At 66.7% G+C, this 13,814-nt stretch carries 12 protein-coding genes; 9 read left to right on the top strand and 3 right to left on the bottom strand.

Features of this window, described 5'->3' with window-relative positions; all coding sequences use genetic code 11:
• The first annotated feature begins 157 nt into the window (after positions 1 to 157).
• The 3 genes from leuA to ACFRJ8_RS12770 all read left to right on the top strand — a co-directional run bounded on the left by leuA (position 158) and on the right by ACFRJ8_RS12770 (position 3,686).
• Positions 158 to 1,897, top strand: coding sequence for a 2-isopropylmalate synthase (leuA, locus tag ACFRJ8_RS12780; RefSeq protein WP_377986529.1), 1,740 nt, complete (start codon positions 158 to 160; stop codon positions 1,895 to 1,897).
• 164 nt (positions 1,898 to 2,061) lie between these two features.
• Positions 2,062 to 2,814, top strand: a complete 753-nt coding sequence (gene recO / locus ACFRJ8_RS12775) for a DNA repair protein RecO (RefSeq protein ID WP_377986528.1) — start codon at positions 2,062 to 2,064, stop codon at positions 2,812 to 2,814.
• A 20-nt stretch (positions 2,815 to 2,834) separates the two neighbouring features.
• A complete protein-coding gene (locus tag ACFRJ8_RS12770; RefSeq protein WP_377986527.1) occupies positions 2,835 to 3,686 on the top strand; it encodes an isoprenyl transferase in 852 nt (283 codons plus the stop codon).
• A 76-nt stretch (positions 3,687 to 3,762) separates the two neighbouring features.
• Here the strand turns inward: ACFRJ8_RS12770 and ACFRJ8_RS12765 are convergent, their stop codons facing one another.
• Both ACFRJ8_RS12765 and ACFRJ8_RS12760 read right to left on the bottom strand, forming a co-directional pair.
• The gene (locus tag ACFRJ8_RS12765; RefSeq protein ID WP_377986526.1) at positions 3,763 to 4,734 is read right to left on the bottom strand and encodes an alpha/beta hydrolase; all 972 of its coding nucleotides are present in this window, start codon (positions 4,732 to 4,734) and stop codon (positions 3,763 to 3,765) included.
• Positions 4,735 to 4,757: 23 nt separating this feature from the next.
• On the bottom strand, positions 4,758 to 6,452 hold the full coding sequence (locus ACFRJ8_RS12760; protein WP_377986525.1) for an FAD-binding dehydrogenase: 1,695 nt from the start codon (positions 6,450 to 6,452) through the stop codon (positions 4,758 to 4,760).
• A gap of 138 nt (positions 6,453 to 6,590) precedes the next feature.
• On the opposite strand from ACFRJ8_RS12760, the gene ACFRJ8_RS12755 reads away from it, so the two are divergent.
• Positions 6,591 to 7,664, top strand: a complete 1,074-nt coding sequence (locus ACFRJ8_RS12755) for a quinone-dependent dihydroorotate dehydrogenase (protein WP_377986524.1) — start codon at positions 6,591 to 6,593, stop codon at positions 7,662 to 7,664.
• Between the two features lie 101 nt (positions 7,665 to 7,765).
• Here the strand turns inward: ACFRJ8_RS12755 and ACFRJ8_RS12750 are convergent, their stop codons facing one another.
• Positions 7,766 to 8,365 (bottom strand): DUF3043 domain-containing protein, encoded by a 600-nt coding sequence (locus ACFRJ8_RS12750; protein ID WP_377986523.1) that lies wholly within the window; start codon positions 8,363 to 8,365, stop codon positions 7,766 to 7,768.
• Positions 8,366 to 8,478: 113 nt separating this feature from the next.
• On the opposite strand from ACFRJ8_RS12750, the gene ACFRJ8_RS12745 reads away from it, so the two are divergent.
• The 5 genes from ACFRJ8_RS12745 to ACFRJ8_RS12725 all read left to right on the top strand — a co-directional run bounded on the left by ACFRJ8_RS12745 (position 8,479) and on the right by ACFRJ8_RS12725 (position 13,678).
• Positions 8,479 to 9,909, top strand: coding sequence for a dipeptidase (locus ACFRJ8_RS12745; protein ID WP_377986522.1), 1,431 nt, complete (start codon positions 8,479 to 8,481; stop codon positions 9,907 to 9,909).
• 170 nt (positions 9,910 to 10,079) lie between these two features.
• The gene (locus ACFRJ8_RS12740; protein ID WP_090580934.1) at positions 10,080 to 10,469 is read left to right on the top strand and encodes an iron-sulfur cluster assembly accessory protein; all 390 of its coding nucleotides are present in this window, start codon (positions 10,080 to 10,082) and stop codon (positions 10,467 to 10,469) included.
• Positions 10,470 to 10,675: 206 nt separating this feature from the next.
• Positions 10,676 to 11,548, top strand: coding sequence for a cytochrome c oxidase subunit II (gene coxB / locus ACFRJ8_RS12735; protein ID WP_377986521.1), 873 nt, complete (start codon positions 10,676 to 10,678; stop codon positions 11,546 to 11,548).
• 10 nt (positions 11,549 to 11,558) lie between these two features.
• Positions 11,559 to 13,280 (top strand): cytochrome c oxidase subunit I, encoded by a 1,722-nt coding sequence (gene ctaD / locus ACFRJ8_RS12730; protein ID WP_377986520.1) that lies wholly within the window; start codon positions 11,559 to 11,561, stop codon positions 13,278 to 13,280.
• Positions 13,277 to 13,678 carry a cytochrome c oxidase subunit 4 gene (locus ACFRJ8_RS12725; protein ID WP_377986519.1) on the top strand — a complete coding sequence of 134 codons (402 nt, stop codon included), beginning with the start codon at positions 13,277 to 13,279 and terminating at the stop codon, positions 13,676 to 13,678. Before ctaD ends, ACFRJ8_RS12725 begins: the two co-directional genes overlap by 4 nt.
• The last annotated feature ends 136 nt before the right edge of the window (positions 13,679 to 13,814 follow it).

Below are 13,814 nucleotides of genomic sequence, written 5' to 3'. Positions count from 1 at the left end.
ACCCGTGTTACTGTGAAATTGTGCGCGCAGAACTGCTTCTTCTTAGCTGCCGCGGCGAGGCCTCAGACGCGATCTAGCGCAAGGCCCACCCTCGCTGCGGAGTTTGTGTTGCCCGGCCACCCTTTCACCAAGAATCACAGAAAAGGCCCCGATTGTAATGCGAAACGCACAGAAGCCCTCAGGAATGCCGGTCCACCGCTACATCCCGTTCCAGGACCAGATCACCGTTGAACTGCCTGACCGCACCTGGCCCGACAAGGTCATCACCAAGGCCCCGCGCTGGTGTGCAGTGGACCTGCGTGACGGCAACCAGGCCCTGATCGATCCCATGAGCCCGGCCCGCAAGCTGAAGATGTTCGAGCTGCTGGTCCGGATGGGCTACAAGGAGATCGAGGTCGGCTTCCCCTCGGCATCGCAGACGGACTTCGACTTCGTCCGGCAGCTGATCGAGGGCAACCACATCCCCGACGACGTGACCATCCAGGTGCTGACCCAGGCCCGCGAGCACCTGATCGAGCGGACCTATGAGTCCCTGGTCGGCGCCAAGCAGGCAATCGTCCACCTCTACAACTCCACGTCCGTCCTGCAGCGCCGCGTTGTGTTCAACCAGGACGAAGACGGCATCCTGGACATCGCCCTGCAGGGCGCCCGGCTGTGCAAGAAGTACGAGGAAACCCTCGTCGATACGCACATCACCTACGAATACTCGCCCGAGTCCTTCACCGGAACGGAGCTGGAGTACGCCATCCGCGTCTGCAACGCGATCGCCGACGTCTTCGAGGCCTCGGCGGACCGGCAGGTCATCATCAACCTGCCCGCCACGGTGGAAATGGCGACCCCCAATGTCTACGCCGACTCGATCGAGTGGATGAGCCGGAACCTGCACCCGCGGGAAGGCATTATCCTCTCCCTGCACCCGCACAACGACCGCGGCACCGGCGTCGCCGCCGCCGAGCTCGGCTACCTGGCCGGCGCGGACCGGATCGAGGGCTGCCTCTTCGGCAACGGCGAGCGGACCGGAAACGTGGACCTGGTGACCCTGGGCCTGAACATGTTTGTCCAGGGCATCGATCCGATGATCGATTTCTCCGACATCGACGAAATCCGGCGCACGGTGGAGTACTGCAACCAGCTGCCGGTGGCCGAGCGGTCCCCGTACGGCGGCGACCTCGTCTTCACCGCGTTCTCCGGCTCGCACCAGGACGCGATCAAGAAGGGCCTGGAGGCCCTCGAAAAGGATGCCGCCGCAGCGGGCAAGGACGTGGCCGACTACACCTGGCAGGTCCCGTACCTGCCGGTCGACCCGAAGGACCTTGGCCGCAGCTACGAGGCGGTCATCCGGGTCAACTCGCAGTCCGGCAAGGGCGGCGTCGCGTACCTGCTCAAGAACGAACACAGCCTGGACCTGCCGCGACGCGCCCAGATCGAGTTCTCCGGCGTCATCCAGAAGCGGACCGACACAGTGGGCGGGGAAGTCAGCGGACCCCAGCTGTGGCAGGTCTTCCAGGACGAATACCTGCCCTCGGGTTCGGCCGACACGCAGTGGGGCCGCTACGCCCTCGGCTCGATCAGCACCGAGACGGACGAGGACGGCGCCATGACCTTGACCGCTGCCCTGAAGGTCGACGGAAACCAGGTCCGCCGGACCGGGACCGGCAACGGCCCCATCGCGGCCCTGCTGAGCATCCTGCGCGAGGACGGCGTGGACGTCCGGGTCCTGGACTACAGCGAACACGCACTCTCCGAAGGCGGCAGCGCCCTGGCTGCCGCGTACGTCGAATGCGCCGTGGGGGAGCGCGTGCTCTGGGGCGTCGGGATCGACGCCAACACCAGCACCTCCGCCCTCAAAGCCGTCATCTCGGCCGTGAACCGCGCCATCCGGGACGCCCGCGCCTGATCCGTCGCCGGCACGGCATAGACTCTTAACCCGATGCACACTGCGCCGCCGGAACACTCCGGCGGCGCAGTGTTTTAACCTCAGCGGTGTCTTACCTCAGCGGTGTTTTACCTCAGCCGCGCCGCCCATGCCGTGATTCCGCAAAGACAATGCGAAGATTAACTGTGGTCCAACAATCCTTCGCAGCGCGCGCCTACCGTGACGAGGCAGTGGTCCTGCGTACCCATAAGTTGGGCGAGGCCGACCGCATCATCACCCTGCTGACAAAACACCACGGCCAGGTCCGTGCGGTGGCGAAGGGCGTCCGGCGCACCAGCAGCCGCTTCGGCGCCAGGCTGGAACCGTTCATGGTGGCCGATCTCCAGCTGATTTCCGGGCGCACCCTGGACGTGGTCACGCAGGCCGTGGCCAAGGGCGCCTACGGCGGAAACATCGCGGCGGACTATGGCCGCTACACGGTTGCGGCGGCCATGACAGAAACCGCGGAGAAGCTCACGGACGTCGACGGCGAAGCCGGAACCGCACAGTACAACCTGCTAGTTGGTGCCCTCGCGTCGCTGAGCCGGGGCGACCACGCCGCCGAACTCATCCTGGATTCCTACCTGCTCCGCGCCCTCGCGACCGGCGGCTGGGCGCCCAGCTTCACCGACTGTGCCCGGTGCGGTGCGCCCGGGCCGCACACTGCCTTTTCCGCGCCGCTGGGCGGCATGGTCTGCGCCGAGTGCCGGCCCCCTGGATCCCCGGCACCGGCCGCGGAAACCGTGCTCCTGCTTGGTGCCCTGCTCACCGGGAACTGGACGACGGCGGATGCGTCCGCGTCTGTTCACCGCCGGGAAGCGGCCGGCCTGGTGGCCAGCTACCTGCAGTGGCACCTGGAGCGAGTCCTGAAATCCCTCAAACATGTGGAGCGAACGTAAAAGTGGCCTTGGGAAGAAGCTTGGGAAAAAACCTGGAGAAGAGCCAGGGGAAGCAGGCCAACGTCCGGCGGCGGACCGCCCCGGTGGTGGCTCCCTATCCGCACCCATCCGGCGCTGTGCCGCCGGCGATTCCCGCTGAGTTCATTCCACGGCATGTCGCGATCGTCATGGACGGCAACGGGCGCTGGGCGAACCAGCGAGGCCTGCCGAGGGTGGACGGCCACAAGGCGGGGGAGCCCGCCCTGCTGGATGTCATGGCCGGTGCGATCGAGCTGGGGATCGAGCACGTCAGCGTGTACGCCTTCTCCACCGAGAACTGGCGGCGCTCCCCCGAGGAGGTGCGCTTCCTGATGGGCTTCAACAAGGACGTGCTGCGCCGGCAACGGAACCAGCTCGATGACTGGGGAGTCCGCATCCGCTGGTCCGGGCGGCGTCCGAAACTGTGGGGCTCGGTGATCCGCGAACTCGAAGAGGCCGAGGACTACACCCGCGGCAACAGCACCTGCACCCTGAACATGTGCGTCAACTACGGCGGGCGCGCCGAGATCGCCGACGCCGTCGCCGCGATCGCTGAGGAAGTGGCGCAGGGCCGGCTCAAGCCGGGTGCCATCACCGAACGGACCATCCAGAAGTTCCTGGACGAACCGGACCTGCCCGACGTTGACCTGTTCCTGCGCAGTTCCGGCGAGCAGCGGCTGTCCAATTTCATGCTGTGGCAGTCGGCCTACGCCGAGTTCGTGTTCATGGATACCCTGTGGCCGGACGTGGACCGCCGGACGCTGTGGGACGCCGTCGAGATTTATGCCCAGCGGGACCGCCGCTACGGCGGAGCAGTCGACGCCGCTCCCGTGGCAGGCAACCAGGGCACCTGACCGGCCTGCCGGGCCCCTGCCAGTGTGGCCGTCCTCTGCGTGCCGGGGCCGGGCGCTGCCGCCTTCGTGGTTGGCGTCAGTCCAACACGTAGGCCCTGAGCCACCGGGACAGCCGGGAGTAGGCGTCCGCGCGGACCCGAGGGGCGGAGAGGAAGACGTCATGCAGGGCGCCGTCAATCCGCTCCAGCGTGACGGTCCGGCCCAGGCTCAGCGCGCGAAGGGCGATCGTGTTCACGTCCAGGACCGCGTCGGTGCGGCGCATGGATTCCTTCCAGAACATCCCGTTGGCGCTGGCGCCCGAGATCAGCACGAGGATGGGCACATCAATGTTCAGGCCGCGCGCCACCTTGGACTGTCCGCTCAGTACGGCGCTGAGCCAGCCGGCGCGGACCGGAAAAGCGTGCGGCGGTCTGTAGGCATCGTCCAGGGTCCATTCGCCTTCCGCGGCGCTGCTGATGCTGCGCCAGTAGAAGCCACGCTCAGGCAGCCGGATCACCGACTCTGGCCAGAACCTGGCGAACGGCTCCACCATGGTCCGCGCGGCCCGGCGCAGGGCGGGGCTGCCGTGGACCTCCAGCCACGGGCTGTCCAGGACCAGCTGCGATGCCACCCCCTGATGCCGGTCGGCCCACAGCGCCGCGATCAGGCCGCCGGTGGAGTGGCCCATGAGGATCAGCTGCGGCGCCATGCCGGGCGGCCGGAGCGAGCCGATGATGCCGATCGCTGCGGTGATTTCGGCGTCGTAGTTGTCCAGGTCTGCGACGTAGCCGCCATGGGTGCCCGGCCGCAGGCTGCGGCCGTGGTTGTGCATGTCGAGCGCGAAGAACTCAAATCCCTGCCCGGCCCAGAACTCCGCGAGTTCCTCATTGAAGAAATAGTCACTCCAGCCGTGCAGGAACAGCACGGCCCGGGCCGGCAGCGCGGATGGTGCCGGTTCGAGCGGGGTATGGCGGACCAGGGTGGCAGTGCGCAGCACGCCGTCGGGGCCGGCGGCCTCGAAAGCGCACGCCTGGAAATCATCGCCCAGTATGTCGGTCCGCCACTGCATCGACTTTCCTCCTGAGCTGCTGACTATGCCGCGGACGCCGCGGCGCGGCCCGCGGAACGTCCGGAGAATAGGCACCCGCCCAAGAACGTCCCCTCGAGGGCGCGGTAACCGTGAATTCCGCCGCCGCCAAACCCTGCGGCTTCACCGGCGGCGTACAGCCCGGGCACGGGCTCCCCGGTGACGTCCAGGACCCGCGACTGCAGATCAGTGTGCAGGCCGCCGAGGCTCTTGCGGGTCAGGACGGAGAGCCGGACGGCAAGCAGCGGACCGTGGCGCGGATCCAGCAGCCGGTGCGGCGGCGCCACCCGCATGATCTTGTCGGTGGCGAAACGCCGAGCGGCCCGGATAGCAGCCAGCTGCGGATCCTTGCCCATCCCGCTGGAGAACTGCCGGTCCCGGTCGCGGACCAGCCGGTCCAAGGCTGCTGGGTCAATGAGCTGTCCACCCGTTAAATCGTTCATTTGGCCGGCCAGCGCGGCGGGGTTCTCCGCTTGGAGGAAGTCGACCCCGCGGTCCAGGAACCGCTGCAGCGGGGTGTCGCTGCCACGCTTCAGCCTGGCTGCCAGCAGGCGGACATCCTTCCCCGTGAGATCCGGGTTCTGCTCCGATCCGGACAGCGCGAACTCCTTCAGGGCGATGGTCCTGTTGAGGACAAACCAGGAATGGGCATGTCCGGTGGCCAGGATGTGGCGGAGGGCGCCCAGGGAGTCGAACCCGGGAAACAGGGGAGGGGGAAGCGTCCGCCCCGTCGCGTCCAGCCACAGGGCCGACGGCCCGGGCAGGATCCGGATGCCGTGCTGCGGCCAGACCGGGGCATGGTTGTGGATGCCCTCCGGGTAATGCCACATCCGGTCCCCGTTGATGAGGCTCCCGCCGGCCCGGGCCACGGCCGGCAAGAAGTCCCCGTCCACGGAGGCGGGCACGCCGCTCAACATCCGCTCCGGCGCCACCCCGCCGGGCCACTGCCTGCGGACCGAGTCGTGGTTGCCGCCGATCCCGCCGCTCGTCACCACCACGGCCGCGGCCGTGGCATCGAAACTGCCGGCCGGGCGCCGGGACGAACGTTCGCCCCGCCCCGCGCTGCTGGCCTCGAGCAGTTCGCCGCGCACGCCACTCACCCGGCCTGCCGTCTTCACAAGCTCAGTGGCGCGGTGGCGGAAATGGAAGGACACGCGCCCGGTGGCTTCGCCTTCGCGCAGTTTGGCCAGGAAGGGAGCCACCAGCGCAGGTCCCGTGCCCCACGCGACATGGAAGCGCGGGACGGTGTTGCCGTGGCCGTTCGGGCCGTAGCCGCCGCGTTCTGCCCACTGCACCAGGGGAAACAGCCGAACGCCCAGCGAGGCGAGCCACGCACGCTTCTCCCCGGCGGCGAAGTTCACGTACGCCGCCGCCCACTCCTTCGCCAGTGCGTCTTCCGGCCGGTCGAATCCCGCGGACGCATGCCAGTCCGCGAGGGCCAGCTCTTCGCTGTCCCGCACCCGCAGCCTGCGCTGTTCCGGCGAGTTGACCAGGAACAGGCCGCCGAAGGACCAGTGCGCCTGGCCGCCGACAGAGGCCTCGGGTTCCTGATCCAGCACCGCCACCCGCCTGCCTGCGGCGTAGGCCTGGGCCGCCGCGACGAGCCCGGCCAGTCCCGCCCCGACCACCACGACATCGGCCTCGATCCCGCGCCCCGGCGCCCCGCGGCCGCCCGTTCCGGCACCATCTTTGCTGGTCATGGCTTCATGCTAACTCGACCCGGGGCCCTGCGGCCGATGCGTCCCGGGCGCGGGGCGGCGCAGCCGCAACGGCAGTCACACCCGCGCCGGCGCGCGTGCTGGTTTGGTCTGCGCGGCCCGAACCGGAAAACTAGAGGCATGCGCGTATATCCCACATTCTTCCGGCTGGCCTTCTCATGGATGGACGCCGAACGCGCCCATAAGATCGGTTTCAAGGCCATCCGGCTCGCCCACAGCTGCGGCGCCGGGCGGCTGCTGCAGAAGTTCACCGCCCCGGCGGCGTCCCTGCAGACCGAGGCCTTCGGCCTGACGTTCCCCTCACCGTTCGGACTCGCGGCCGGCTTCGACAAGGAAGGCCACGGCATTGAGGCTCTGACCGAGCTCGGCTTTGGCCATGTGGAAGTCGGCACCATCACCGGTCGGGCCCAGCCCGGGAACCCGGCGCCGCGGCTGTTCCGCCTTGTGGAGGACAAGGCCGTCATCAACCGGATGGGGTTCAATAACGACGGCGCCGCGGCGGTAGCCCCGCGGCTGAAGTCCGCCCGCGCCGCCCTGCAGCGCCACCGGCCCGGTGTGCGGCCCGTGATCGGGGTCAACATCGGCAAGAGCAAGGTGGTGGGACTCGAGGATGCGGTGTCCGATTACCTCATCAGTGCGCGCAGCCTCGCCCCCGCCGCCGACTATCTCGTGGTCAACGTCAGCTCGCCCAACACCCCTGGCCTCCGGCTGCTGCAGGACGTGGAGACGCTGCGCCCGCTGCTGACCGCAGTGGGCGAGGAGGCGGACAAGGCCGCAGGCCGCCACGTTCCCCTTCTGGTCAAGATCGCGCCCGACCTCAGCGATGAGGACATCGACGACGTCGCGCGGCTGGCGCTGGACCTTAAGCTGGACGGCATTATTGCCACCAACACCACGATCGCCCGCACCGGGCTCGTCGCCAGCCCGAAGAAGGTCGAAGCCTGCGGGGCCGGAGGTCTTTCCGGCGCGCCCCTGAAGCAACGGTCCCTGGAGGTCCTGGCCCGGCTCAAGTCCGTGACCGGCGGAGCTTTGACCCTCGTCTCGGTGGGCGGGGTCGAGACCGCGCAGGATGTGCAGGCACGGCTAGACGCCGGCGCCACGCTGGTCCAGGGCTACACGGCTTTCCTCTACGAGGGCCCCTTCTGGGCCGCCCGCATTAACCGGCTGCTGGCCATGCACCCGAGCCGGCGCTAGGCACCACGGGGCGATCGGCCCCGGACCGATCGCTGCAAACGAGAAGCCCCCGGCAGATGACCGCCGGGGGCTTTTCGGTTGGAGAAGAGTGGGAGGGAAGGTCAGGCGGGGAACTGGCCGCGGTTGACCTGGGGCTTGGGCAGGCGCAGGCGGCGGAACTGCAGGGAACGCATCGAGCCGTACCAGACGGTGCCGCGCTCCACTTCGCCGAACTTTTCGCCGAGACGCTTCTTGAGCTTGCGGGAGAGGATGAAGACATCCACGAAGACCGCGAGGAACATGATCCAGAAGCCGCCCAGGACGTAGATCATCTGAGCGCTGGAGGCCGGCACCAGCAGCGAGATGATGACGAACAGCAGGGCCCCGAACATGAGGTATTCGCCCAGGCTGAAGCGGGCATCGACGTAGTCACGCGCGAAGCGCTTCTGCGGACCCTTGTCGCGCAAGGGCAGGAACTTCTCGTCACCGCTGTCCATGGCCTGCCGCATCTTGAGCCGCTGGTCCGCGACGGCTGCGCGCTCGGCCGCCTTGGAAGCCTTGCGGTCCTCGGGCACGAGGGGCCGCTTGCGGGCCGCCACCTGCGCGCTGCGCTTGGGCGTGGGTGCGCCCTTGCCGGTCACGGTGCCCCGGGCTGCTGCCTCGGCTGCCTGCTGGTCAACTACGTCCTGCGCCGATGGCGCTTCTTTTTTACGTCCAAACACCCCTAAAGAATACCCCGCAGACACGGGTCCGAGACCCAGCCCACACAGCGCAGGCCCGGCGACGTCAGTGTTCAAGGTTTAGCGTGATCCAGCGCACGGGTAGTGTTTTGGCCATGACTTCATCAACCGCGGGGAACCCGCTGACCACCATGGACCACGTCGGCACCATCGATGCCGAAGCCCTCCGCCAGGCCGTTGCCGAATCGTTCGACGAAACGATCGGCCAGCTGAGCGACCTTGTTGCCATTCCGGGCATCGCCTGGCCCAGCTTTGATCCTGCCCCGCTGAACCGCAGTGCCGACGCCGTCGCCGCCCTCGTGCGGGCCAGCGGTTTCGACGACGTCCAGATCCTCCGCTGCGACAAGGAAGACGGGACGCCCGGCGGGCCCGCCGTCGTCGCGCGCCGCCCGGCCGCCGAGGGCAAGGCGACCGTGCTGCTGTACGCCCACCACGATGTCCAGCCCACCGGTGACCTGGCGCTGTGGGAAACCGAGCCCTTCACCGCCGTCGAACGTGACGGGCGGCTCTTCGGCCGCGGCGCCGCCGATGACAAGGCCGGCATCCTCGCCCACATCGCGGCCTACTCGGCCGTGACGCGCGTGCTCGGGGACGAGCTCGGCCTCGGCGTGACGTTCTTCTTCGAGGGCGAAGAGGAAGCCGGCTCGCCAACCTTCCGGCAGTTCCTGGAGACGCACCGCGAGCTGCTCCGTGCCGATGTGATCGTCGTGGCCGACTCCAGCAACTGGAAGGTGGGCATCCCGGCCCTGACCACCAGCCTGCGCGGCCTGGTGGACGGCACCATTGAGGTCAAGGTCCTGGACCACGCCGTGCATTCGGGCATGTTCGGCGGGCCGGTGCTCGACGCGCCGACCGTGTTGGCCCGCCTGATCGCGACCCTCCACGACGACGAGGGCAGCGTCGCGATCGAGGGTCTGGTGAGCCGCGATGACGTGGTGGTCGACCTCACCGAGGAGGAGTACCGCGCTGACGCGTCCGTGCTCGACGGCGTGAAGCTCGCCGGGACCGGGAGCATTGCCTCGCGCATGTGGACCAAGCCGGCCCTGTCCATCATCGGTTTTGACGCCCCGGCCGTGGACGTGGCCTCCAACACGCTGCTGCCGCGGGCGCGGGCCAAGTTCAGCCTGCGCCTGGCCCCCGGACAGGACCCCGCAGCCGCCATGGATGCCGTCCGCAAGCACGTCGAGGACCACGCGCCGTTCGGCGCGCAGGTGGTGTTCACGCCGGGGGAGAGCGGCAGCTCTTTCCTGACGGACACCAGCTCGAAGGCCGCATCCGTGGCCATGTGGGCCCTGGGTGAGGCCTGGGGCGTGCCTGCCGTTGAAATGGGGATCGGCGGGTCCATCCCGTTCATCGCGGACCTGACCGAGCTCTACCCGGACGTGCAGATTCTGGTGACCGGCGTCGAGGATCCCGATTCCCGCGCGCACAGTGCCAACGAATCGCTGCACCTGGGCGACTTCCGGAACGCGATTGTCGCCGAGGCGCTGCTGCTCGCGCGCCTCAACAACGACGGTGCGCTCTAGCCCCCAAGCCCTTTGGGCCCCGGGGGAACATCCAGCCGTCTCACACGGTTACGTCAGAAGTTAGAGCTAGAAGGCTGCGCGAAGTAGCATGTAGCTATAGCCCATACCGTTTAAGTAGGGGCGGGCACCGTGCGAGCGGAGCCGCCACCACCGTTGCAAGAAGGTAGGCCATGAGCACTACAACCAATGAAAACAGCGCCGACACCACTGCCGCCCAGGCCGGCGAGCTGGCGACGCACGAGGTCAAGCTGACCGACGTCGCGGCCGGTAAGGTCCGCAGCCTCCTGGAACAGGAAGGCCGCACCGATCTGCGCCTCCGCGTTGCCGTGCAGCCCGGCGGTTGCTCGGGCCTGATCTACCAGCTCTACTTCGACGAGCGTCTGCTCGACGGGGACGCCGTGCGCGACTACGACGGCGTGGAAGTCGTCGTCGACAAGATGAGTGTTCCTTACCTCAGCGGTGCCAGCATCGATTTCGAGGACACCATCGCCAAGCAGGGCTTCACGATCGACAATCCCAATGCCGGCGGGTCCTGCGCCTGCGGAGATTCTTTCCACTAATCCTTCCACTAAGGCCGGGCATTTTGCCCGGCCTTAGTGCCGCAGGAGCCTCAACGAGCGGCACCGGCAAAAAGCTCCCGACGCACGGTGCGGACATGTGGGCGAAAACTCGCGGGGAGCGGTAAGCTCTACACCGAGTAGTAAAACTTTTCGTTTGCCCTGCCCGTCATTCGCGGGGCAACAGCAACAAGTAGGAAGGGCCGTCTGTGAGTTCGCAGAACCGAACCGGCAGCCGACGCAAACAGATCACTACGATCACTGGCTTGGCACTAGCCGGCGCGTTGGCTTTGACTGGATGTTCACCAGAGGTACAGAAGGGCTGGTTGCCCACCGAGCGTGGCACCACCAATCATGTTGACCTCATCATGGACCTCTGGGTCAACTCATGGATTGCCGCGCTGGTCGTCGGCATCATCACCTGGGGCCTGATGATCTGGTGCGTCGTCGCTTACCGCCGCCGCAAAGGCACCGTAGGCTTCCCGCGCCAGAACAGCTTCAACCTTCCGCTTGAAGTGTTCTACCTGACGATCCCGCTGTTCATGGTCCTGGTGTTCTTCTACTTCACCGACCGCGACCAGCAGTCGATCGATGACCGCTCCAAGCCGGCCGACGTCGTCGTCGACGTCCGCGGCAAGCAGTGGGCATGGGACTTCAACTACAAGAAGGGCGACGTCGTCACCGAGGACGTCCACGAAGCAGGCGTCCAGGCGCACCTGACCGGTAACGACGTGGACAAGGAAAAGCTGCCCACCCTGTACCTGCCGGTCAACAAGTCGGTTGACCTCGAGCTCAACTCACGCGACGTCATCCACTCCTTCTGGGTGCCTGCCTTCCTGCAAAAGCGGGACATGATTCCCGGCAAGACCAACTACATCCGGTTGACTCCCACCCGGGAGGGGACCTACGACGGCAAGTGCGCCGAACTTTGTGGCGAGTACCACTCCGAAATGCTGTTCCGCGTGAAGGTTGTCTCCGAGTCGGAGTTCCAGGCGCACATGAACCAGCTGCGCCAGGACGGGAACACCGGCCTGCTCGGTGAAGAGTACGACCGCAACCCGGCCCCGACCGAAACCAAGTAAGGCGAGCGACGTGGCAACTTACACTCAATCCGCCGGGATCCTCGAGACTCCCGTAGTACCCAAGTCCAAGGGACGCATCGTCGTCAACTGGATCACCTCGACCGACCACAAAACGATCGGGTACATGTACCTGATCGCGTCGTTCATCTTCTTCTGCTTCGGCGGCATCATGGCGCTGCTGATCCGTGCCGAGCTCTTCGAGCCGGGCATGCAGATCCTGCAGACCAAAGAGCAGTACAACCAGCTCTTCACCATGCACGGCACCGTGATGCTCCTGATGTTCGCGACGCCGCTGTTCGCCGGCTTCACCAACGTCATCATGCCGCTGCAGATCGGTGCCCCCGACGTCGCGTTCCCGCGACTGAACGCACTAGCCTTCTGGTTCTTCCTCTTCGGCTCCACGATTGCCGTATCCGGCTTCATCACCCCGCAGGGTGCCGCCTCGTTTGGCTGGTTCGCTTACGCGCCGCTGTCCAACACGACATTCAGCCCCGGCGTGGGCGGTGACCTCTGGGTCTTCGGCCTGGCGCTCTCCGGCTTCGGCACCATCCTTGGCGCGGTCAACTTCATCACCACCATCATCTGCATGCGCGCCCCGGGCATGACCATGTGGCGGATGCCGATCTTCACCTGGAACGCCCTCGTGACGTCCATCCTGGTCCTGATGGCCTTCCCGCCGCTGGCCTCCGCGCTGTTTGCCCTCGGTGCCGACCGCCGCTTTGGTGCGCACATCTTCGATCCCGAAAACGGCGGCGCCGTTCTCTGGCAGCACCTCTTCTGGTTCTTTGGCCACCCCGAGGTCTACATCATCGCGCTGCCGTTCTTCGGCATCGTCTCTGAGATTTTCCCGGTCTTCTCCCGCAAGCCGATCTTCGGCTACAAGGGCCTTGTCTACGCGACAATCTCCATTGCCGCCCTGTCCGTGACCGTGTGGGCACACCACATGTATGTCACCGGCTCGGTCCTGCTGCCGTTCTTCTCCTTCATGACGATGCTGATCGCCGTTCCGACCGGTGTGAAGTTCTTCAACTGGATCGGCACCATGTGGCGAGGTTCCATCACCTTTGAGACCCCCATGCTGTGGAGCATCGGCTTCCTGGCGACGTTCCTCTTCGGTGGCCTCACCGGCATCATCCTGGCCTCGCCGCCGCTGGACTTCCACGTCTCGGACTCCTACTTCGTGGTGGCGCACTTCCACTACGTGGTCTTCGGCACTGTTGTGTTCGCCATGTTCGCCGGCTTCTACTTCTGGTGGCCCAAGTGGACCGGCAAGATGCTCAACGAGCGCCTCGGCAAGATCCACTTCTGGATGCTGTTCCTCGGCTTCCACGGCACGTTCCTGATCCAGCACTGGCTGGGTGTCGAGGGCATGCCCCGCCGCTACGCCGACTACATGCCGCAGGATGGGTTCACGTGGATGAACCAGTTCTCCACCATCGCCTCGTTCGTCCTCGGCGCCTCGCTGATTCCGTTCTTCTGGAACGTCTACATCACCTGGCGCAGCAACGAGCGTGTGGAAGTTGATGACCCGTGGGGCTTCGGCGCCTCGCTCGAGTGGGCCACGTCCTGCCCGCCGCCGCGCCACAACTTCACGTCCCTGCCCCGCATCCGCTCCGAGCGTCCTGCCCTGGACCTGCACCACCCGGAGCTCTCCCAGTCCTACACCGTGGATTCGCCTGCTCCGGCAGCAGCGGCCCTCGGTAACGCCGACCAGAAGGACACCGCCAAGTGAAAATCGAATCAAGGATCTTTGGCCTCGGCGTCTTCTTCTTCGTGCCGGTGGCATTCATCTACGGTTACCTGACTAACTGGACCGAATGGGTAGGCATCCTCGGTGTGCTGCTCGTGGGCGGCCTCGCCGGCATGATCGGCGCGTACCTTGGCTTCACCGGTCGGCGCGTCGGCATGCGTCCCGAGGACCGCAACGACGCTGAAATCCACGAAGGCGCCGGCGAACAGGGACACTTCAGCCCCTGGAGCTGGTGGCCGCTGATGCTCGGCCTGTCCTGCGCCGCCGGATTCCTCGGCCTGGCCGTGGGCTGGTGGATCGTCTTCATTGCCGGCGGAATGGCAGTGGTTGCCCTGGTCGGCTGGGTCTACGAGTACAGCCGCGGTGACCACGCGCACTAGCGTCCACCCGGACTAAAAGTTCAGATTGCACGACGGCGGGGCCCCCCCGATGTTGGGGCCGGCCGCGGGTGGGGAAAAGGGGGGGGGGGTGGGGGTTTGCGGCGTGGGGGCAGGGGTTGGGTGGGCGGAGGCGTGT

Origin of the sequence: Arthrobacter sp. NPDC056886 (genome assembly GCF_042788715.1) — a bacterium.
GTDB lineage: Bacteria > Actinomycetota > Actinomycetes > Actinomycetales > Micrococcaceae > Arthrobacter.
This window is presented reverse-complemented; position numbering and strand designations above follow the sequence as displayed.

Coding starts and splice junctions, on each gene's coding strand:
- leuA (WP_377986529.1), top strand. CDS start 158: ATGCGAAACGCACAGAAGCCCTCAGGAATGCCGGTCCACCGCTACATC.
- ACFRJ8_RS12765 (WP_377986526.1), bottom strand. CDS start 4,734: ATGCAGTGGCGGACCGACATACTGGGCGATGATTTCCAGGCGTGCGCT.
- ACFRJ8_RS12760 (WP_377986525.1), bottom strand. CDS start 6,452: ATGACCAGCAAAGATGGTGCCGGAACGGGCGGCCGCGGGGCGCCGGGG.
- ACFRJ8_RS12755 (WP_377986524.1), top strand. CDS start 6,591: ATGCGCGTATATCCCACATTCTTCCGGCTGGCCTTCTCATGGATGGAC.
- ACFRJ8_RS12745 (WP_377986522.1), top strand. CDS start 8,479: ATGACTTCATCAACCGCGGGGAACCCGCTGACCACCATGGACCACGTC.
- ACFRJ8_RS12740 (WP_090580934.1), top strand. CDS start 10,080: ATGAGCACTACAACCAATGAAAACAGCGCCGACACCACTGCCGCCCAG.